Source organism: Mucilaginibacter sp. P2_A4 (genome assembly GCF_056405015.1).
The window spans coordinates 487,508-509,733 of the sequence record NZ_JBFUCX010000002.1 but is presented as its reverse complement, the minus strand read 5'-3'; the positions used below and the strand labels follow the sequence as shown (position 1 = coordinate 509,733).

Here is a 22,226-nt window from a genome sequence, read left to right as displayed (position 1 = left end):
ATCCCGGATGACACATCCGGGATTTGCATATTCAAGACATTGCATGCGGGCCACAAGGCTGGAGCCTTGCGGCAGCGTGGAGGATTAGACCTATAAGCCACACAGTAATTGAGATAAATAATATTATTCAAAAAACTATTTCGACCGCCTGCGTTGCTTCGACATAAGTTGTGATTTTTCCATCATTTGTGATTAATTTGCCTTGCATTTGTATTGCTGACGATAACACGATTTTATCATGGGTTTCCAACTGTATGACGTTATTGTTGATGCTATAATAGATTTCCAAAACCTCTTTGTCTATTCCTTTAATTTCCACATCATCGCAACTCAAATATTTTGACAATATCTCATATTTAAATTGCGACGCTTTCTCGTCGGTTCTAAGCTGTTTGTCAAATATTTCAACAAATACTATACTCGGTATTATTAGCTTGTAATCAATATAGTCTGGACTTAAACATTTATTTACATCCTCAATTAATCTTTGTGATAAATGCAATTTTTCGTTAAAAAAGTCGTGATGGAAATTTATAAATCCTACGGTGTCAAAAACAAAATGATGAATCATATGAATGATCTAAATAGTTTTGCAAAATTAGTGTCAAGCTGTCTGATAAATCTTCATTTATTTTAGTCCTGCTATAGTTAAGCATGTACGTCACAAAATTTCTATCGATAGTTTCAAGGACAAAATTACCTACTTCATTTAATTTAAAGAGACGTTCAATATATTCAGGGTTTGAGCCCTCGGCCTTTTTTGATTTTTTTTGGAGATAATATGTAAATACATACAACAAAACTCCTATATTATCTTCCCAGTTCATACACGCATCAATTCTCATTTGCAAATCTTCTTCGAAGGTGTTATGCATTGAATCTTTGTTAATAAATGCATCAAAAAACAAGGGAAATTCTTCCTTTCCTAAACAATAATTCATTTCTTTAATCCTGGATCGATTTTTTGTAATAAGTCAACTTTTTCCGATTTATTTATAATTCTATCTTCGGCATCTTGTTGTGGCGACTGGGTTTTTTTCGAAAAAAAGGCATTGACAATCTTGTCGTCAATAATTTCAATTCCTTCAGAATCCGCCGACTCCAATAGTTGATTAGAGTTTTTAAGTATTTTTGAAATATTCATTTCCGAATTGTTGGCTAATAATATTACACTCTCTTTATTAAAAGGATGTAGCTCTTCACCTTTATAATCGTCTCTACGGAATTCTGATAAATATCTTTTGATTAAAGTTATCGCGTGCTTATTTTCTAGCTTGCCAAAATCAATAATATGTTTTTGATCAACGTTAGAAGACATAGGAACTCTCTGCTCCATTCCCGCTAAACTCCAAGGCTCAGACATCAACCTCGGCACGCCTGCATGTAGAGCCAAAATGAAATTGAAAAATCCTATTTTTGAATTCAAATATCCTCCGTCGAATAGGACAGTACGCAATTGGGTTGCAAAATCCTTCTTCTGATTTGAGCTTTGAAAATCAGGTATTTTTTCAAAATCATCAACTAGCACATAAGCGCCGTTAAAACCGGCCGCAATAAAAATCGCAGTAAGATGATCAAAGATAAAATCTAACTTGGCTTTATCCTTTCTTAAAGTTGAATAATATTCTACAAACGTTTCTTGGTTAGCTATTTTGCCGCCATTCGCCTCTTTATAAAGTGGAAACTCTGCTGGCAAACCGCCTAATAACGGCTTTTTCAGAATTTGCTTCGTTATGACTGATCTAAAAGATTTTGTGTGCTTAGCCAACCATTCTTTATCATTTAAAAAATCGACTATGTCGTTTTCTTCAAGTTCATTTATATTAATATTTCTCCACTCATTCAATTCTTCTATTGCTTCAAATCGTAATATAGCCAATGCTTCGTTAATGATTTTATTTTTTAAAATAGCGTGAAAAAAGTTATCGACGAACTTGTCAAATGATTTTATCGTGCCACCGCCATCTGGAGAAAAGTAAATGGAAAAACACTTATTGACATCTTTTGAAAAATCGAGACAATAATCGCTATTTATGGCTTTGTTAAGGTGCAAGAGAAATGATGATTTCCCATTACCTCTGCCGATAAACGATTTGTCAACGATAAAACCTAATCTCAAGTGATCTGCTTCACTTTGCGGGATATTTAAAAAATTCGCTTTTATTTTTTCGAATTCATCTTGCCTGATTGAATCGTCATAAATGCTTCCATTATATTTCTTTTCTGGAGAGTCTTGATTAACATACGGAGTAATTGGAAACGGATTCTCTAATAAGCCATATTTGGAGAATTTCTTATTGATTTGTTCCTCAGTGATTTGCTCAGTGGCTTTTCTGAAAATTTTACTCATTTTTTGTTGGTATTTATTTCTATTGCGATAATATTCTTTACTTTTCCAGCTATGTATATAGGGTCGCGCGTTATATATACGGCCTTTTCAGACGGTAATTTATCCGCTTCTAAACTTATACTAACACTTAGATGCCCTTTTAAATTTAGTTCGTATGCTTTAGCTAAAAGGTCAGTAAATTTTTTATTTGAAATTTTCAACTTATAACAAACCATATCTCTTAAATCATTAAGATTTACAAAGTAGCTAGTATGTGACCTTTTAAGTTCAATATATGACTCATATAAACTCGAAATAAAACTGTCATTAAACTTTGGATTATGAAGATATAACACGTCACCAGTGGGATACTCGAAAATTTTTTTGAATTCAGGCGATTTAATTTTTTTGTAAATAATTGAAGTTGGGTATATCATCTTCCCACTAAACCCAGGATGAAACTCAGTTATGTTTAATATCCCAACTTGTTTGGCTCGATAAGCCCAGATATCAAAATTACTTATACTATTAATGTGTTTAAAGCCGTAAACATTTCTCAGAAGATGGTTGGCCCAAAAGTCTCGTACGCGTTTTACAATTAAATTGTAGTCTCCGGAGTTTTTTAAATTATAATCTTTATCGATTATTCCAGTCTCTACTAACTTATCGATCAATTCAATATTAGCACTATTTAAATTAATTTGTTGTCCCAAGTGAATCGAAAGATCATCCATCAAACGACCAGACAATGAATTTAAATAATCGACAAACTTATTATCCTTTACCAAATCTTGCTTTGAAAAATGGAGTTTTAACGGGGAATAACTAGGAAATATAAGAGTACCAGCGTTATTGGGATTGATAAGAAACAGCGATGAAACCAAATAATGAAAGCCAAAACTTTTATTTTCCATTAAAACAAAGAGTTGTTCATTAAAATTTTCAGCACCTTCAATATCATATACTTGAAGTATTGAGTATCCTTTTTCCGTTAATGTAATCAAGTTTGCATTTTGAGAAATCAATCCCAATGATTCCGACTCTTCGACAACTTCGTTGAATGTGTACCAATATCTATTAAACATAGAGTCGGATATAGTATCTGAACCAGCACCAATTTTTTTATATTTAGATTCCCCCAAATTCAACGCTTCCTTTAAATTTTGAAAGTGTAGAAAAACACGTGGGGAACGATTAGCTTTCTCAACGGCTTTGAGTAGGATGTAGAAATAGTCGAAAAAGTAGAACTTTTTTACTTCAGATAATTTATAATCTAGCTGCTCGAAAATATCCACTCATAAATGTTTTAGTTTATAAAACTATGAATATTTTAATATCTCTTTAAGCTTTGGGACATTTTATTGGATTTTTGTTCGCCCTTGCTGTCTGAAGTCTCCCGCTGTTCGAATGTCTCCGACTTCGAACGATTATGCCCGTTGTTTAAAACTACCCGCATGCTAAGTATACGCCATCCCCTTACGACAATCCGCCATGATTCAAATTAATGCATACAGGTAGGCTTTAAAATACAAAATCCTGAATGAAAAAACATCCGATATTTGCATATTCAATACCTTGAATGTGGGCCACAAGGCTGAAGCCTTGCGGCAGCGTGGCGTGACAGATGGCCATCAGGGCGTCGCAATGAATGACAAACGTGATACAAAAAGAAATAGAATCCATGAAATTTTCATACATTGTTTTATGATTATGATGGCGCTGGGTCGGGGATCGGTTCTTACGACAAACAGGATATGCCCAATGATCTAGATGTCAGTACCGTTATTGATCAGCTGCCGAATATTCCTCCCCCTGATGACAAATCAAAAACAGAAAAGAAAGATGAAAAGAAACCTTAGAATCCTGGGACTTATTATTTTGCTGCCTTGTTTTCAACGATCTTACGGACAGCCTAGTAAATCTATAAAAGATACTGTGTTCATTTGCTTGGTTTCGGGGACATTAGATAATGGACGACCTGTGACGGAATATTTACTAAGTAAAGATTTGCCTTCTATTTACGGGTGTTTAAAAGCTGGCGACCAGGACTCAATCATTTGTAGACTGACTGAAAAATTAATATTATTTGAAGAGCCGTTTCTCACATTAAAAAAAACCGGTTACGTTACCAGTTTAAGAGCGCTGAACAGGAAGCAATATTTTCTAAAAATTACTATAAGAGGCTGCTGCCGCTTTCCAAAAAGATGACGGAATTTAGCACGGCTAAGTTATCAAATGGAAGGCACCTGACACTGAACATTGCTAAAATATCAGGTGAGTTTTGGACATTGCCAGCAAACAAGACAACATTTAGTGAAAGTCTTCCTGATAACGGGTGTTATAAAAAAGAATATATCTCTAATTTGAAATCGATAGATAAGATTTATAGACTGGCCGACACGGAGCGAATTGAAATATTGGTGCATACTGGAAGTTCTATGTGAAGTTGGGTAGTGTATCAAAACCCAAGCTGCCGCAAGTGAATCCTCAACATCCCCCCATTTGGCGGGAGTATGCAGCCATGGCCAAAAGCGTGGAATACTCGTGACTTCATAAGAAGGCAGTTATTTCATAAGTATCTTCTGCACAATTCAATTTATTAACCACATGTTTAACATTCCACCATCAATTTGCAGATTTTAAAAATACAAAATTCCGGATGAACTCACATCCAGGATTTGCGTGAAAGCCCACAACCGACGCGGACCTGCGGCAACCGCAAAACGAGTGCTTGCAACGGAAAGCCCTGCTCCCGATTTTATCGGGGGAAACATCCAAAACCTACCCGGTGAAACAATTATTCAATTACCACAAAGTCACTTTTTTGTTAACATTTAAAATTATTCGCCCTTTAGAAAATTAGGGGGTTGACATTCGGACAAAAACTTTAGCTTTGCCGTACTAAACGAAAAAAACCAATGAGTGTTCTCGTAAATAAAGATTCAAAAGTTATTGTACAAGGTTTCACCGGTAAAGAAGGCACTTACCATGCTGAGCAAATGATTGCTTATGGCACCCAGCTTGTTGGAGGTGTTACACCAGGTAAAGGCGGTCAGACGCATTTAGACAGGCCTGTTTTTAACACCGTTAAAGACGCTGTTGACCAAACAGGTGCTGATGTATCTATCATTTTTGTACCTCCTGCTTTCGGCGCTGATGCCATTATGGAAGCTGCCGAGGCTGGTATTAAGGTTATTGTTTGTATCACCGAAGGTATCCCGACAAAGGATATGATTGCGGTAAAAGAATATTTAACAGATAAGGATGCACGCCTTATTGGCCCTAACTGCCCGGGTATTATTACTGCTGATGAAAGTAAAATTGGTATTATGCCAGGCTTTATCTTCAAAAAAGGTAATGTTGGTGTGGTTTCAAAATCAGGTACGCTAACTTATGAAGCGGTTGACCAGGTGGTTAAAGCTGGTTTAGGTATCACTACCGCTATAGGTATTGGTGGCGACCCGATCATTGGTACGCCTACTAAAGAAGCTGTTGAATTGTTAATGAATGATCCTGATACTCATGGTATCATCATGATAGGCGAAATTGGCGGAAGCATGGAAGCTGAAGCAGCCCGTTGGATTAAAGAATTTGGCACTAAACCAGTAGTAGGATTTATAGCCGGCCAAACTGCGCCTCCGGGCCGTAGAATGGGTCACGCTGGTGCTATTGTTGGCGGTGCCGACGATACAGCTGCCGCTAAAATGAAGATCATGCGCGAGTGCGGTATCCGCGTAGTTGAATCTCCAGCCGAAATTGGCGCTGCCATGGCAGAAGAATTGGCTAAATTAGTTTAAGCCCCCTAACCCCCTAAAGGGGGAACTGGAAAAACATATTTGAGATCCCGGTCATGTTTGGCCGGGATTTTTTTATGCAAAAAATTTGAATGCTTATAAAAACAGTTCTGTTAAATTTTCATTGCAAATCTTTATAAGATACTTCTATATAACTTAAATTTCTTATTTCCTTTTTTTATTGTTTCTGCAATTTTTCTCATAGTTTTTCAACTATTTGTATATTTACGATATGACAACGATTACCATAGAAGTTCCCGATAGCCTGGGCGAGTATCAGAAAGATACTGTCCGCTTTATCGCTGCCAAACTTTATGAATCCGGCAAGCTATCTCTCGGACAGGCCGCTGTTATGTCCGGTCTCACCAAACGCACCTTCGCTGAACTGCTCAATGATTATGGCGTTTCTTACATCAATTATTCAGTTGACGATCTGAAAGATGAGCTTGACAGCATTTCAGGAATATAACATTATTATCACCGATACAAGTTGCCTCATCTTACTCGAAAAGATCGATGGATTCGGGATATTACAAAGCTTGTTTACAAGCGTGACAACTACGCCTGAAATCAAAAACGAATTTGGCACCGGCCTGCCTGAGTGGATAATCATCAAGGCAGTTAAAGACATCGCTCTCATGGAGGTGTTAAAGGAAACCGTTGATCCCGGCGAAGCCAGCGCCCTCGCGCTCGCTATAGAAACCACAAATCCCCTGGTAATCATCGACGACCTTAAAGGCCGAAAACTGGCAAAAAGAATGGCACTTAACATCATGGGAACTTTAGGGCTGCTCCTTAAAGCAAAACAGCACCATATCATCCCACTAATCAAGCCTTATGTTGACCGCATCCAGGAAACAAATTTTCGAGTTTCTCAGGTGGTTATCTCCTATGTGCTTGAACAGGCAGGGGAATAGTACGAATTAAGAAAAGTTGCATTCAGAGCACATCACCAAAACAGGTGTTCGCACTTTTCAAAACCGCCATACTACAGCCCGAACACCTAAATTACTGATAATCAAAAGCAGCAATTTCGATACCCAAACCAAGCGAACACTTAAATTTCTGATTGACAAATAATTAAATATTCGAATTTTTACTAACAACGGATACTCCTGAAAAAGCGAACACCTGTTTCCTTACCAGCCATAAATTCTTTATTTTTAGAAAGTAAAGCTTCAACTTACTTATGACCACAAAGAATCTGCATAAACTGCTCAGCTTAATTCTGATATCCAGCTGTTGCACAACAGCCCTCGCTCAAACCTACAAACCAGCCGTTTTCACCGATCCCGACCGGTTAAAAAAGATAGAGGCTACCTTTCCCGTCATCGACCAGATTTATAAGGACTACGCCGAGAAAAACCATTGGCCCGGCCTGGCATATGGTATAGTTGTAGATGGTAAACTGGTGCATGTGGGTGGCCTTGGCTATACCGATGTGCCTAATAAAATAGCTGCTACCCCAAAATCCGATTTCCGCATTGCATCCATGACCAAAAGCCTTACCGCCATGGCTATCTTAAAACTGCGCGATGAGGGCAAACTGAAACTGGATGACCCCGCTTACCTGTACATCCCCGAAATGAAAAACACACATTACCTTACCAAAGATGCCACACCGGTAACTGTAAGGAATCTGTTAACCCACTCCGCCGGTTACCCCGAAGATAATCCCTGGGGCGACAGGCAACTGGCCGTAAGCGATGATGAACTGATTGCCTTGTATAAAAAAGGCGTCTCCTTTTCCAACAACCCAGGTCTGGGCTATGAGTATAGTAACCTCGGCTTTGCTACTTTGGGCTACATCATTAAAAAAGTTTCGGGCAAAACCTATGAAACTTACATTACCGAAAATATCCTGAAACCATTAGGCATGACCCATACTTATTGGGAATATACCAAAGTACCCAAGCAGCAACTGGCGCTGGGCTACAGATGGCTTGATAACCAATGGGTAGAGCAGCCTTTACTGCATGATGGGGCTTATGGCGCCATGGGAGGTCTGATCACCACCATTGAGGATTTCAGCATCTACATGGCTCTTCACCTGGATGCCTGGCCCCCACGGGATAACGCCGAAACCGGCCCGATAAAAAGGAGTTCCATCCGCGAAATGCAATACCCATGGGATGTAAATTATTTAACAGCAAATGCCAAAACTACAACCGGTCGTCCCTGCCCCAATGTGAGTGCCTATGCCTACGGCTTGCGGTGGGCTAAGGATTGTGATAACCGGGTTTATATCGGGCATACCGGCGGCCTGCCCGGCTTCGGCAGCCAATGGAATATCATGCCCGATTATGGCATCGGTGTAGTGTCCTTTGCCAACCTTACTTATGCTCGGGCAGGTTATCCTAACTCGCAGGTTTTGGATACCCTACTGGCGTTATCAGGCATAAAACCACGCCAATTACCAACCTCCCTAATTCTTGATCAGCGTAAAAACGACCTTCTCAAAGTTATTGCCGACTGGAGCAAGGCCAAAGAAAGCGGCATCTTCGCCGATAACTTCTTTATGGATTACTTCCCCGAGAAGCTAAAAATTGCAACAGCAGAAGCCTTTGGCAAAGCAGGTAAAACCTTAAGCATTGGTGATGTAGTTGCAGAGAACCAGTTAAGGGGGTATTTCATTATTAAGGGCGAAAATGCAAATATTAAAGTGAGCTTTACGCTAACGCCCGAGAATCCGCCTTTGATACAGGAGTATCATTTGGATGTTAGCCCCCCGGCCCCCTGAAGGGGGGGTATCAATGCGGCTTTGTCTGAACCGTAATGTTATATCTGCACATCTGAAATTTACACATCTGCACACCTAATCTCCAGTCAACCCAATGTAAACATCCCCTTCCAAAACAATCAAAACCTTTAAATTGTCGTATCTTTATGTAGCAAAAAGGTGAACTAAAATCACTAATTCACCCACTCATAAACTCACTAAATAAAAATGGAATACAACAAGTTAACACCCGAAGAAGAATATATTATATTACATAAAGGCACCGAGCGCCCGTTTACAGGCGCGTTGTTAAATAACCATGCTCAGGGTTTATATGTTTGCAAACGTTGCGACACCCCGCTTTACACTTCCGAGTCAAAATTTGAATCGCATTGCGGATGGCCAAGTTTTGATGATGAAATACCCGGTGCAGTAAAAAGAGTACCAGATCCGGATGGTCGCCGCGTTGAAATTGAGTGCGCTAATTGCGGCGCGCACTTAGGTCACGTTTTTGAAGGTGAATACTTCACCCCAAAAAACACCCGCCATTGTGTAAATTCAGTGTCGATGAAATTTGTATCGGCAGATGATATTAAATAATTTTCTTTAAACAATTCAGGAATGTCCCGGTCGATTAAAGTCGATCGGGACCTTTTGTTTTCCACAAACCGGTTTTGCGGCTATTTTCAGAGCCAGATTTCGAGATTCCCATCCGGCTTTAGCAAAGCCATTATGCATTTTTCAATGATTGTCGGTGTTAAGTAAAGTAATTTACAATGTTAAATTATTGTTTTCGGCAAGTTTTTACACTATCCATTTTAGGGTTCAATTTTAATTAGCTGTAATCAAGTTCATTAATTTTCTGTTTAGCCAGGCGGCTTTAAAAGTTATGGCACAAAGTGTTAATAACTCTGGCCTTTGTTAAAAACTATCATTATAAGCATTCCAACTCAAACATTAACTTTGTTCTACAAGGTAATAAAAAAGGTATTCAACAGGCAGCGGATGCATTCGTCATCCACAATACAAACACTTAGCTGTCATAGATTTACATACTAAACATTGTGATTGGTCAAGCTAAATCACAAAAACTTGAAAGCTTTATTTTTAATAAGGCTCGCTTTGGTGTCTGATGGCGCTACGTAGGGATAAAACGAATAAAAAACAGGTACCAATGATACAGGAAGACGAAATATTACTGAGAGAGAATAAAGACAGGTTTGTGATACTACCTATTAAGTATCCGGCCATTTGGGAAATGTATAAAAAGGCTGAAGCCAGTTTTTGGACAGCCGAAGAAATCGATCTCTCGGACGATATGAAGCATTGGGAAAATCTGAATTCAGGCGAGAAGCATTTCATCTCGCACATCCTGGCTTTCTTTGCGGCAAGCGATGGTATAGTGAATGAGAACCTGGCTGTGAATTTCATGAGCGAGGTACAATTACCAGAAGCCCGTTGCTTTTACGGTTTCCAGATCATGATGGAGAACATCCACTCAGAAACCTATGCCTTGCTGATTGATACCTACATTAAAGATCCGGCCGAAAAAGACCGCCTGTTCCATGCCATTGATACGGTACCATGTGTGGGTAAAAAGGCCGAGTGGGCTTTACGCTGGATAAACAACGGTAATTTTGCCGAGCGTTTGGTAGCTTTTGCTGCTGTTGAAGGGATCTTCTTCTCAGGTAGCTTCTGCTCTATCTTCTGGCTTAAAAAACGTGGCCTGATGCCGGGATTAACTTTCAGCAATGAATTGATCTCCCGTGATGAAGGTTCGCATTGCGAATTTGCCTGCCTGCTTTACAAAATGCTAAACAAAAGGTTGAGCGCCGAAGCAGTTTTAAGCATTATTACCGATGCTGTTGAAATTGAAAAAGAATTTGTTACTGACGCGTTACCTGTTAACCTGATAGGGATGAATGCCAAATTAATGAGTCAATATATTGAATTTGTGGCCGACAGGTGGCTGGGCGAACTGGGGTACGAAAAACATTACGGCGCCAGCAACCCGTTTGATTTTATGGAGATGATATCACTACAAGGCAAAACCAACTTTTTTGAAAAACGCGTTGGCGATTATCAAAAAAGCGGTGTATTAAACAATGCCGAAAGTAAAGCATTCTCATTAGATGAAGACTTTTAAGTCAGTATCAAGTATCGGGATGCTTAATTATCTGTAAAAATCACCGGTTGGTAAAAGGTCTTGCTACTTGATACTAACTACTTGATACAAAAAATAAGAGTTAACAAAATACAATATACACACAAGTTGGTTCAGGTCTTGCTACTTGACACTAACTACTAAATACCATTAAATATGCTTGTAGTAAAAAGAGACGGTAGAAAAGAATCGGTAAAATTCGACAAGATCACAGCTCGTATCGAAAAACTGTGTTATGGGTTCCAACTGGTTGACCCAATTGATGTGGCAAAAAAGGTAATTGAAGGTTTATTTGATGGAGTAACAACTTCAGAACTTGACAACCTCGCTGCCGAAACTGCAGCATCATTAACGACGAAGCACCCTGATTATGCTTTACTGGCTTCGCGTATAGCAGTATCAAACCTGCACAAAAATACGATCAAGTCGTTCTCAGAAACTATGCGCCTCCTGTACAACTACGTGGATGGCAAAACAGGCAAAAATGCTTCACTTATAGCCGATGATGTATGGGAAGTTATTCAATCAAATGCCGAACTGTTAGATAGTACGATCATTTATGACCGCGACTTTGGTTTCGACTACTTCGGTTTCAAAACACTTGAAAAATCATACCTGTTAAAGGTGGATGGTAAAATTGTGGAGCGTCCGCAACACCTGTTTATGCGTGTATCTGTTGGTATTCACAAAGAGGATGTTGAAAGCGCAATCAAAACATACCATTTAATGAGCGAGCGCTGGTTTACTCACGCTACTCCTACCCTTTTTAATGCAGGTACACCAAAACCACAAATGTCATCATGCTTCCTGTTAACCATGAAAGATGATAGCATTGATGGCATATATGATACTTTAAAACAAACTGCTAAAATTTCGCAAAGTGCCGGTGGTATCGGTTTAAGCATCCACAACGTAAGGGCTACAGGCTCATACATCAGCGGTACAAATGGCACAAGTAATGGAATTATCCCAATGCTGCGTGTATTTAACGATACCGCCCGCTATGTTGACCAGGGCGGTGGCAAGCGTAAAGGCGCTTTCGCTATCTACCTTGAGCCATGGCATGCAGATATATTTGAATTTTTAGATCTGCGTAAAAACCACGGTAAAGAAGAAATGCGTGCCCGCGATTTGTTCTATGCCCTTTGGGTATCTGACCTGTTCATGGAGCGTGTTGAGGCCAACGAAGAGTGGAGCTTGTTTTGCCCGCATGAAGCACCAGGTTTGGCCGATTGTTTCGGTGCCGAGTTTGTTGAATTGTACACCAGGTACGAAAAAGAAGGCCGTGCCCGCAGAACCATCAAAGCACAGGAACTTTGGTTTGCCGTATTAGATGCCCAGGTAGAAACCGGTACACCATACCTCTTGTATAAAGATGCTGCCAACAGCAAATCAAACCAGCAAAATTTAGGTACTATAAAAAGTTCAAACCTTTGTACCGAAATTATGGAGTATACCGATGCTAACGAGATAGCGGTTTGTAACCTTGCTTCATTGGCACTGCCACGTTACATCAGCAACGGAACCTTTGATCATAACAAATTGTATGATGTTACTTACCAGGCTACTTTAAACCTGAACAAGATCATCGATTATAACTACTACCCGGTTAAGGAAGCCGAATATTCAAACTTACGTCACCGCCCTATTGGTTTAGGTGTACAAGGTTTGGCGGATACTTTCATCCAGCTGCGTATGCCGTTTGAAAGCGATGAGGCTAAACAACTGAACAAAGAGATCTTTGAAACCATTTATTTTGCTGCCATGACGGCTTCTAAAGATTTGGCTATAAAAGATGGCCCTTACGAAACATTTAAAGGTTCACCGTTATCAAAAGGTAAATTCCAGTTTGATCTTTGGAATGTATCACCTGCCACTAACCGTTGGGATTGGGAAAACCTGCGCCTGGATGTAATGAACCATGGTGTACGCAACTCACTGTTAGTAGCGCCAATGCCAACTGCATCAACCTCACAAATATTAGGTAACAACGAGTGCTTTGAGCCATATACTTCAAACATTTACACCCGTAGGGTATTGAGTGGTGAGTTCATCGTAGTAAACAAATACTTATTGCGCGACCTGGTTAACCTTGGCTTATGGACCCCTGCTATGAAAGATAAGATCATCACAGCAAACGGATCTGTACAGGACATTGCCGAAATACCTGCAGATATCAAAGAACTGTACAAAACAGTTTGGGAAATAAAGATGCGTAACATCATTGATATGGCTGCTGATAGAGGTGCTTATGTTTGTCAATCGCAATCATTGAACCTTTTCATCAACTCGCCAAACGCCTCCAAACTAACTTCAATGCACTTCTACGCATGGAAAAAAGGCTTAAAAACTGGTATGTATTACCTGCGTACACAAGCTGCTTCACAAGCTGTTAAGTTCACAGTAGAGAATCAGGGCGGATCAAACATGGAGCCTGTTATTCCGGAACATGTAAACCAACTTGCAGATAATGTTCCAGAAGGCCCAAGCTGCTCAATGGAAGAAGGTTGCGTTACCTGCTCTGCGTAAGCGTAGTCGGAAAGTCAGCAAGTCGGAAAAGTCCGAAAGATAAAAGAAGACCGGTAGCTCAACAGCTTACCGGTCTTTTACATTATAATGATTCGCAAAGCTTTTATTTACTATCAAACTTGTCGACCTTTGACAAACAACAAAAAACAAACTTTCGGACTTCCCGGACTTTCCCGACTTCCGGACTAAAACTATGCACCCAAAACACGAGATTATCCGTTGCGAACGCTGTGAGGCCACTTTTGAATGTAAAGCCAATTCATTCACCAAGTGCCAGTGCAGTACCGTGCAGCTCACTATCAACGAAGTGCAGTATGTGAGTGAATTGTATGACGGATGCCTATGCGCTAATTGCCTGCTTGTTATTCAGCAGGAATATATTAACACCTTGTAAAATATTTTAGAACTCAAATTGCATCTTATTTTCTCTTACATAGTTACAGCATGACTAAGAAACATATTAAAAGAAACAGCTAAGGACATCCTTATAAGTTGCATAAATCATATATTGTATATAACTTAGTTTTCAATAAACATGAAAGGCCACCATAAGGCAGCCTTTCCAACGGAGTCGCATCCATTTTCCTGCACTAATTAGAAGTAGTTGAGGCGCTTGTTAATATGATTAATGATATCATCTTCACTTCGCAACTCTAATGATGGTTTGCATAATATGATTAATGCACTCTAAACTACAACTTACGAGTATTTTACAAAGGGCGTTAAATCGCCCTTTGTATTTTATGTTAGTAACATGTACTTATTCTTCCTACCTACTTTCTTAGCCGTTATCTTCTTAGTCGTATATAACCGTGAAGTCATAATAGTAATTCTCTTACTTAGCTGCTCCCTTTCAAAAGCACCTGGTTCCAATTTTAACAACTCCTCTACTATATCAGTTACATAAGATGGTCCATTTTTCTTAAGAACAAAAAGTATCTTTCCGCTATAAGTAAGTCCTGGCTCATAATTAAGAGGTTTAGCATCTACCTTAATTGCATTACTACTTACCGGTATATCACCTTCTATAACTACTTTAGATCCCCCTTCTATCTCTACACCTTCATAAACACAAATAGCTACATTAACTTTATGAAGCTCAGTTAATAACTTCTCTTTCTTAGCCTTTAAGCTATCGAGTATATCCTTATCTGTTATTTCCATTTTGTATGAGGTATCGATACACAAATGTAGATAAAAAATTATAAAATGCAATAAAAAAGAAATAAATATCTCAACCAATAAATAAAATGTAGACATGTGTAGACAAAGTAGATTTTGCATCTACTTTTTTTGGTGAAAAGTAGATGTAAAAAATTAAAGTTACTTTAATCGAACAAGCAGTTATTAAAGACAAAGCCCCTAATTTTTCAATTAAAGGCTTTTAATAAAATAGTTATTTGCTCCCCCCTACAGCACATCTCCCCAGGTACTTTTATCCTTCAGCATAATTTCGCGCAGCATACCAATCTGGGGCATGCCGTGGTCAAGCACTTCGTCATGGAATTTTTTGAGGGAAAAGCTGGCGCCTTCCTGTTTCTTGTAATCCTCGCGCAGCTTTAATATCTCCAGCTTGCCGATGGTATAGAACAAGTAACCGGGATCAAAGGTTCCGCGCAGGGCTTCCTGCCTGGATGGCTTATCGCCCTGGTACCAGTTGTCCATAAAAAACTTAGTAGCCTCATCAACACTCATACCCTGGGTATGGGTTTTAACAGATACACATAAACGGCAGAGCCTTAACAATGCATCACCGGCTTGTGCCAGGCGATATTTAGCAGCCTTTACCGAATCGCCATTATGACCATAACCTTCATCGGCCATCATTTTTTCGCAGTAGTGCGCCCAGCCTTCAATGTAGGCGTAGCTGCCAAATATCTTTTCAATTTTTGTTGCCGATGAGGCATTCAGGTGTAAAAACTGGGTGTAGTGACCGGGATAGGCTTCATGAATAGTTACATTATCTGTAGTATAATAATCAAACTGTTTCAGCCAATCTTCTTTTTGTTGTGCTGTCCATTTGGGATCAACCGGAGTAATGTAGTAATAAGCCTCAGTCGCCTTAGTTTCAAACGGACCGGGCGTATCCATTGACGCCGTGCCTGTGGCGCGTGCATATTGCGGGGTTTCCTCTACCTTAACCCTTACTTCTGATGGCATCGTCACGATATTTTTATCGATCAGGAACTGCCTGATCTGTTCCAGGTTCTTTTTGGCATCGGGGATCAGAGTCTCAGCAGTAGGGTGATCCTTTTGAAGGTCGTGATATACATCAACCGGTTTTTTATTTGGATTAATGATCTTAGCAGCATCGTTAAAAGCATGCTGTTGATCTTTCAATTCGGTTAAGCCAATTTGCAATATTTTATCTGGCGATAGCTTAATTCCCTCGCTATAAAGCAGCATTTTTTGATAGCTGGCCGTGCCAATGGCATATTTATTATTTGCCTTTGGCAGCTTTTCCTTCTTCAGGTAATCGGCGAAAGCATTAACCGCCAAAATTGCCGCATCGTTAGCGGTATTGAAAGCCTTCATCAGCGTATCGTTCTTAACATCTTTCAGTGCTACTTTAAGATCGCCACCTAAAAATGCTGCCGAACCCTGAGCTATCTGGATAGCGGTTTCTACATACGGCTTGGCCAAAGTATCATTCAAATTAAGCCTGGCATCGGCCAGTAGTTTGGGCGCCATTTTTTCAATAGCGATAATTGATTTTACACGCTCCTCTATCGGTGCAAAATTGCGCTTTACATAAATGCTTACATCAACTATCCCGGCATAGGTCATCGGGTTTTTAGTAAAAGTGCCCAGATCATCAAAAGTCCAGATCTCTCCTTTTACAGCCGAACGTAAAATGCGGTAATCATAAAAAACCGTTGGACTAAAAGATGCGGTATCAGCCCCGCTTAATTTGGTATCAAAATCCTTTAAACGCGCCAGTTCTTTATCTATCGAGGCCTTACTAATATCAGTAACCTTACCATCGTATTGATGATAGCCAAGTGCAACACCATTGGCAGGGCGCCAGGCCAGGTAACCATCAAGATAATCATCTGCCAGTTTTTGAAATGCCACATCGCCCGATAGCGCGCTTTCAGCTGTCGGTTTTGGTTTACAACTAACAAGGATACAAAATGGAAGGATAAGGTAAGCTAACTTTTTCATACTGATGGAATTGGAAAATCTAAGATAATGGTTTTAAAAACAATTTTCGGCCTGTTGGTATTGTATTAATAAACATACTACTATGAAAAAGAGATTCACCGGCATATTATTACTTGCAGTAACAATTGCCACATTAGCCACAAGCTGCGCTCCGCCGCGCAACATGCCACATCCGCCACCGCCGCCAAAGCCGGCAGCAGCATAACAATAAAAGCCTTTAACCATAACCAGTTAAAGGCTTTTATATTGAAATTAAACCTTTTCGGTAAAAATGTATCATACATATGTACATCGTTTAAATAAGGTGTACCACTAAAATTATTTACCATGAAAAAGAGATTTGTTGCATTTGCATTATTAATATCAACAGTAGTAATATCGGTATCATCTGGTTGTGTTGTACGTGATGGATACGGGCGCGGAAATCACCATGGCAGGTACCATGATGATGATGATCATGACCGCGGACATGATCGTGGCCATAACCACGACTATAACCAGGGTGGTTATAACCATTATTAATTTATAAAGAGTGTTGTTTTTGAGTGATTGATGGCAAGGCGGTGAGTGATCACCGCTTTGTTTGTTTATAGGCGATTGGTTTTTACCGTTTGTTTTAACCTATTCTGAAAAATCCAGCCGAATTATTTTATTAAACAAGGAGAATAACATGTTGTGGACTCCCTACGCCCGCAATAGGGATGGAAGTGAATACCGGCCTGTGACTAATGCATGCGCAGTATAAACGTACAGCCCGGGCCGCAGGCATTGCCATTATTAGATAAAGGATTAACTCCGTTGAGTGCTTCACTGTTTATGGAGTAAGGATTAAAGACTTTTTTGCTCGCTCCATCATTTTAGTATTATGTAACCATATTGCAAACCTACGAAGTGTCTCTGCATGTCGGCGATTGCTTCGTGCCTACCTATGGCAAATTATAAAACTGAAGTCGTCCTGAACTTGTTTCACTGTTGTCCGGTAAAATCTCCTTTGATATATAAAAACATCTCTTAAGGCCTAAAAAAGGCCTTTTTTTGTGCATTTTCAAAACCAAGCCCCCTAAAAACTCAATAATTCATTTCTTTTTTAAGAACCGGCTGTCCGGTAAAAAAAGCACGCAATCTTCGATATTTTTGCCATTTAACCTGTTGTGAATGCGCTATAGCTTCAAAAAAAAGTTTTTACTGAAAATATCGCAGCCATTTCTCAACCGGCTGTCCGGTAAAGTTTTATTCAAATCTTTTACCGGACAACAGTGAACTTGTTTCAGGATCCCACAGGACGGGTGGACCGCATGAAGTACACTTAGCAAGTGGGGTGCTGAAACAAGTTCAGCATGACGTGATGGAGATGTCATTTTCCGTTCAATGTCCCCAGGATAATAAAACCCGCAATGACAATGGCGGGATGACAGATGTTAAAACTGTCCCTAACACCTAAAATGACAATAATTTCCCAGCTATCCCCCCCCTTCGCCCACCCAATCAACCCTTTACAAAACTTTTTCGTCTCAACCCCTTGAAAATCAAAAAATACTCCATACCTTTGCAGTCCTTAAAATAAGGATAAAACAGTAAATACAAAAAGGAAAAAATGCCTACTATTCAGCAATTAGTTAGAAAAGGTAGAGTAGCTCTGGTTGACAAGAGTAAGTCACCAGCGTTGGACAGCTGTCCACAGCGAAGAGGAGTATGCACACGCGTGTATACCACTACCCCTAAAAAACCAAACTCAGCAATGCGTAAAGTTGCCCGTGTGCGCTTAACCAACGGAAAAGAAGTAAATGCTTACATCCCAGGTGAAGGTCACAACTTACAGGAGCACTCTATTGTTTTGATCCGCGGTGGTCGTGTTAAGGATTTACCAGGTGTACGTTACCACATCATCCGTGGTGCATTAGATACATCAGGTGTTGCCGGCAGGAACCAACGTCGTAGTAAATACGGAACAAAACGCCCTAAACCAGGTCAGGCAGCTGCACCTACAAAAGGCGCACCAGCTAAGAAAAAGAAATAATTAAGGAGGATAGAAAGCAATGAGAAAGTCAAAACCAAAAAAAAGAATTATCCTTCCTGATCCACGGTTCAATGATACCATGGTAACAAGGTTCGTAAATAACATGATGTATGATGGTAAAAAATCAACCGCATACGCCATATTTTATAACGCAGTTGATATTGTTGAAAAGAAAACCAGCGAAAGCGGTTTAGAAACCTGGAAAAAGGCTTTAAACAATGTTATGCCTGCAGTTGAAGTTAAAAGCCGTCGTGTTGGTGGTGCTAACTTCCAGGTACCAACCGAAGTTCGTCCTGAGCGTAAAATCGCTTTAGGTATGAAATGGTTAATTAGCTATGCCCGTCGTCGTGGTGAAAAAACCATGATGGAGAAATTAGCCGGTGAAATCATATCAGCAGCTAAAGGTGAAGGTGCAGCAGTGAAAAAGAAAGAAGATACGCACAAAATGGCTGAAGCCAACAAAGCGTTCTCTCACTTTAGATTTTAATTAAAGGATTACACCGATATAGAAAGGATTACACCGATTATATATTAAGGTTACACTGATTTATTATGATTGCGCCCTAAACAGCAAAATCAATAAATCAGTGTAATCGTTTTATTAAATCAGTGAAATCATAAAATAAAAAACATGTCAAGAGATCTAAGATTTACAAGAAATATAGGTATTGCCGCTCACATTGATGCCGGTAAAACCACTACTACCGAGCGTATCCTTTATTACTCGGGCGTAAGCCACAAAATTGGTGAAGTACACGAAGGTGCTGCAACAATGGACTGGATGGCGCAAGAGCAGGAACGTGGTATTACCATTACATCTGCTGCTACAACAGTAGATTGGAACTACAGAGGACAAAAATATCATATCAACATTATTGATACACCAGGTCACGTGGATTTTACCGTTGAGGTAAACCGCTCACTGCGTGTATTAGATGGTTTGGTATTCCTTTTTAGTGCTGTTGATGGTGTTGAGCCACAATCAGAAACCAACTGGAGACTTGCAAACAATTATAACGTTGCCCGTATAGGTTTCGTTAATAAAATGGACCGTTCTGGTGCCGACTTTTTAAATGTTGTAAAACAGGTAAAAAGCATGTTAGGCAGCAACGCTGTACCACTTCAGTTACCTATTGGTGCCGAAGAGAAATTTACAGGTGTTGTTGATTTAATTAACTGGAGAGGTATTGTTTGGAATGAGCATGATAAAGGTATGACCTTTACAGAAGTGCCTATCCCTGAGGATATGATCGAAGAAGCAACTGAGTGGAGAGAAAAACTTCTTGAATCAGTAGCTGATTATGATGAAAGCCTGATGGAGAAATTCTTTGAAGCGCCAGAATCAATCACAGAAAGAGAAATTTTAGATGCATTGCGTAAAGCAGTATTAGATGCTAAAATTGTACCTATGGTTTGTGGTTCATCTTTCAAAAACAAAGGTGTACAAACCATGCTTGATTATGTGATGGAATTATTGCCTTCACCAATGGATGTTGAAGGTATTATTGGTCATCACCCTGATACAGGCGAAGAAATTTTACGTAAACCATCAGAAAAAGAACCATTTGCAGCATTAGCGTTTAAAATTGCTACCGATCCTTTCGTAGGTCGTTTGTGCTTTATCCGCGTATACTCTGGTAATTTAGAGGCTGGTTCATACGTACACAACATGCGTTCAGATAACAAAGAACGTATCTCCCGTATCTTCCAGATGCACGCTAACAAGCAAAACCCTATCCCTAATGTAGGTGCAGGTGATATTGCAGCGGTAGTAGGCTTTAAGGATATTAAAACAGGTGATACCCTTTGTGATGAAAAACACCCGATCATTCTTGAATCGATGAATTTCCCTGAGCCGGTTATCGGTTTAGCTATTGAGCCTAAAACACAGGCCGACGTAGATAAATTAGGTATCGCTCTTGGTAAATTATCTGAGGAAGATCCAACTTTCCACGTAAAATCTGACGAAGAAACCGGCCAAACTGTAATTTCAGGTATGGGCGAGCTTCACTTAGATATCATCATGGACCGCTTAAAACGTGAGTTTAAAGTAGAAGTTAACCAGGGTGCGCCACAAGTTGCTTACAAAGAAGCAATTACAGGTACTATCCAACACCGTGAAACTTATAAGAAACAAACCGGTGGTCGTGGTAAATTTGCCGATATCCAGGTTATCCTTTCTCCAAACGATGAAGGTAAAGAAGGTTTACAGTTTGTGAATGAAATTAGCGGTGGTTCAATCCCTCGTGAGTTTATTCCATCTGTTGAAAAAGGCTTTGCTGCTTCAATGGCAAACGGTGTATTAGCCGGCTTCCCGTTAACCAGCTTAAAAGTAAGGTTAATTGATGGTTCATTCCACGCGGTCGATTCAGATGCGCTATCTTTCGAGTTAGCTGCAAAAATGGCTTACCGTGAGGCATTGCCAAAATGTAAACCAGTATTGCTTGAGCCGATCATGAAAATCGAGATCCTTACCCCAGAAGAAAACATGGGTGATGTTATCGGTGACATGAACCGTCGTCGTGGCCAGCTTTTAGGTATGGATTCACGTGCAGGTGCACAGGTAATTAAAGCTACTGTACCACTTTCAGAAATGTTTGGTTATGTAACTCAGTTACGTACCATCACTTCAGGCCGTGCTACTTCAACAATGGAGTTTGATCACTATTCTGAAGCACCACGTAACGTACAGGAAGAAGTAGTTGCCAAAGTAAAAGGCAAAAAAGCTGCTGCAAACGCATAAATAATTTAGAATTATTGAATTAGTGATTGAGTGAATCAAAAACACAAGAAAGCTAATTCAGTAATTCAATAAATCAATAATTCAACAATTGCCCTAATAAATAGCTCTTAGGGTGGTTAAAATCAAATTAACATGAGCCAAAGAATCAGGATCAAATTAAAATCTTACGATTACAACCTGGTAGATAAATCTGCTGAGAAGATCGTAAAAACAGTAAAGCCAACAGGCGCTGTAGTTAGCGGACCACTTCCGTTACCAACCGAAAAGAAAATTTTCACCGTTTTACGTTCACCACACGTAAACAAAAAGGCACGTGAGCAATTTCAATTATGCTCATACAAGCGCTTATTAGACATTTACAGCTCAAATTCAAAAACTGTAGATGCCCTGATGAAGCTTGAGTTGCCAAGCGGAGTTGAAGTTGAAATCAAAGTTTGATAGATGCCCGGCCCACTGAAAGGTGTGGGACAACATACAAAAACACCATCCGGTTTCGGGTGGTGTTTTTTTGTTATAAAGCTACTTATACGGCAAACCTCTCCAACGCGTCATTGCGAAGCACGAAGCAATCTCCAAACAATACAGAGCGGACATGATAGTGTAAAACTTGCCTGATTGACCTGCCTGTGTGGAGATTGCTTCGTACCTCGCAATGACGGGAGATGAAATGTTCCTTCATCCATTATCTATTCATCCTTTGGCCCCATTTGAGGGCGTTGCCTGCGGCCGGGCCATCTGCTCATACGCCTGCAGGCATTCCGCTCCC

General features: G+C 39.8%; 21 protein-coding genes. 14 read left to right on the top strand and 7 right to left on the bottom strand.

Going from position 1 to position 22,226, the window contains the following annotated elements; genetic code table 11:
- Positions 1-127 precede the first annotated feature (127 nt).
- From AC1DYB_RS06285 to AC1DYB_RS06265, 5 genes are all read right to left on the bottom strand, one after another.
- Positions 128-571: a PIN domain-containing protein gene (locus AC1DYB_RS06285; RefSeq protein ID WP_477433323.1), complete on the bottom strand. Its 444-nt coding sequence runs from the start codon at positions 569-571 to the stop codon at positions 128-130.
- Positions 549-941: a hypothetical protein gene (locus AC1DYB_RS06280; RefSeq protein ID WP_477433321.1), complete on the bottom strand. Its 393-nt coding sequence runs from the start codon at positions 939-941 to the stop codon at positions 549-551. The genes AC1DYB_RS06285 and AC1DYB_RS06280 overlap by 23 nt, the downstream gene beginning before the upstream one ends.
- On the bottom strand, positions 938-2,350 hold the full coding sequence (locus AC1DYB_RS06275; protein ID WP_477433319.1) for a hypothetical protein: 1,413 nt from the start codon (positions 2,348-2,350) through the stop codon (positions 938-940). The genes AC1DYB_RS06280 and AC1DYB_RS06275 overlap by 4 nt, the downstream gene beginning before the upstream one ends.
- On the bottom strand, positions 2,347-3,624 hold the full coding sequence (locus tag AC1DYB_RS06270; RefSeq protein ID WP_477433317.1) for a hypothetical protein: 1,278 nt from the start codon (positions 3,622-3,624) through the stop codon (positions 2,347-2,349). The genes AC1DYB_RS06275 and AC1DYB_RS06270 overlap by 4 nt, the downstream gene beginning before the upstream one ends.
- Positions 3,625-3,850: 226 nt before the next feature.
- Positions 3,851-4,027, bottom strand: coding sequence for a hypothetical protein (locus AC1DYB_RS06265; RefSeq protein WP_477433315.1), 177 nt, complete (start codon positions 4,025-4,027; stop codon positions 3,851-3,853).
- A gap of 1,220 nt (positions 4,028-5,247) precedes the next feature.
- On the opposite strand from AC1DYB_RS06265, the gene sucD reads away from it, so the two are divergent.
- The 8 genes from sucD to AC1DYB_RS06225 all read left to right on the top strand — a co-directional run bounded on the left by sucD (position 5,248) and on the right by AC1DYB_RS06225 (position 13,929).
- The gene (gene sucD / locus AC1DYB_RS06260) at positions 5,248-6,126 is read left to right on the top strand and encodes a succinate--CoA ligase subunit alpha (RefSeq protein ID WP_477433313.1); all 879 of its coding nucleotides are present in this window, start codon (positions 5,248-5,250) and stop codon (positions 6,124-6,126) included.
- 229 nt (positions 6,127-6,355) lie between these two features.
- Complete coding sequence (locus AC1DYB_RS06255) at positions 6,356-6,592, top strand: UPF0175 family protein (protein WP_477433311.1); 237 nt, start codon at positions 6,356-6,358, stop codon at positions 6,590-6,592.
- Complete coding sequence (locus tag AC1DYB_RS06250) at positions 6,564-7,040, top strand: PIN domain-containing protein (RefSeq protein ID WP_477433309.1); 477 nt, start codon at positions 6,564-6,566, stop codon at positions 7,038-7,040. The genes AC1DYB_RS06255 and AC1DYB_RS06250 overlap by 29 nt, the downstream gene beginning before the upstream one ends.
- Positions 7,041-7,312: 272 nt before the next feature.
- Entirely contained in the window at positions 7,313-8,863 is a 1,551-nt protein-coding gene (locus AC1DYB_RS06245; protein WP_477433307.1) for a serine hydrolase domain-containing protein, read from the top strand.
- 207 nt (positions 8,864-9,070) lie between these two features.
- A complete protein-coding gene (locus AC1DYB_RS06240) occupies positions 9,071-9,442 on the top strand; it encodes a methionine-R-sulfoxide reductase (RefSeq protein ID WP_295721017.1) in 372 nt (123 codons plus the stop codon).
- Positions 9,443-10,016: 574 nt separating this feature from the next.
- On the top strand, positions 10,017-10,988 hold the full coding sequence (locus AC1DYB_RS06235; protein WP_477433304.1) for a ribonucleoside-diphosphate reductase small subunit: 972 nt from the start codon (positions 10,017-10,019) through the stop codon (positions 10,986-10,988).
- A 174-nt stretch (positions 10,989-11,162) separates the two neighbouring features.
- On the top strand, positions 11,163-13,535 hold the full coding sequence (locus tag AC1DYB_RS06230; RefSeq protein ID WP_477433302.1) for a ribonucleoside-diphosphate reductase subunit alpha: 2,373 nt from the start codon (positions 11,163-11,165) through the stop codon (positions 13,533-13,535).
- Positions 13,536-13,728: 193 nt separating this feature from the next.
- A complete protein-coding gene (locus AC1DYB_RS06225) occupies positions 13,729-13,929 on the top strand; it encodes a cysteine-rich CWC family protein (protein ID WP_477433300.1) in 201 nt (66 codons plus the stop codon).
- 347 nt (positions 13,930-14,276) lie between these two features.
- Here AC1DYB_RS06225 and AC1DYB_RS06220 read toward each other — a convergent pair whose 3' ends face one another.
- Positions 14,277-14,699, bottom strand: coding sequence for a hypothetical protein (locus AC1DYB_RS06220; RefSeq protein ID WP_477433298.1), 423 nt, complete (start codon positions 14,697-14,699; stop codon positions 14,277-14,279).
- Positions 14,700-14,945: 246 nt separating this feature from the next.
- Positions 14,946-16,700 carry a DUF885 domain-containing protein gene (locus tag AC1DYB_RS06215; RefSeq protein WP_477433296.1) on the bottom strand — a complete coding sequence of 585 codons (1,755 nt, stop codon included), beginning with the start codon at positions 16,698-16,700 and terminating at the stop codon, positions 14,946-14,948.
- 82 nt (positions 16,701-16,782) lie between these two features.
- Here AC1DYB_RS06215 and AC1DYB_RS06210 point away from each other — a divergent pair, with 82 nt between their 5' ends.
- The 6 genes from AC1DYB_RS06210 (at position 16,783) to rpsJ (ending at position 21,898) form a co-directional block, all read left to right on the top strand.
- Positions 16,783-16,905 (top strand): hypothetical protein, encoded by a 123-nt coding sequence (locus AC1DYB_RS06210; protein WP_477433294.1) that lies wholly within the window; start codon positions 16,783-16,785, stop codon positions 16,903-16,905.
- A gap of 122 nt (positions 16,906-17,027) precedes the next feature.
- The gene (locus AC1DYB_RS06205) at positions 17,028-17,222 is read left to right on the top strand and encodes a hypothetical protein (RefSeq protein ID WP_295721011.1); all 195 of its coding nucleotides are present in this window, start codon (positions 17,028-17,030) and stop codon (positions 17,220-17,222) included.
- A gap of 1,072 nt (positions 17,223-18,294) precedes the next feature.
- Positions 18,295-18,717, top strand: coding sequence for a 30S ribosomal protein S12 (rpsL, locus tag AC1DYB_RS06200; protein WP_067190071.1), 423 nt, complete (start codon positions 18,295-18,297; stop codon positions 18,715-18,717).
- A 19-nt stretch (positions 18,718-18,736) separates the two neighbouring features.
- Positions 18,737-19,204, top strand: coding sequence for a 30S ribosomal protein S7 (gene rpsG / locus AC1DYB_RS06195; RefSeq protein ID WP_091149764.1), 468 nt, complete (start codon positions 18,737-18,739; stop codon positions 19,202-19,204).
- Between the two features lie 144 nt (positions 19,205-19,348).
- Positions 19,349-21,460: an elongation factor G gene (gene fusA / locus AC1DYB_RS06190; RefSeq protein ID WP_295721010.1), complete on the top strand. Its 2,112-nt coding sequence runs from the start codon at positions 19,349-19,351 to the stop codon at positions 21,458-21,460.
- 132 nt (positions 21,461-21,592) lie between these two features.
- Complete coding sequence (gene rpsJ, locus AC1DYB_RS06185; RefSeq protein ID WP_022830652.1) at positions 21,593-21,898, top strand: 30S ribosomal protein S10; 306 nt, start codon at positions 21,593-21,595, stop codon at positions 21,896-21,898.
- Positions 21,899-22,226 lie beyond the last annotated feature (328 nt).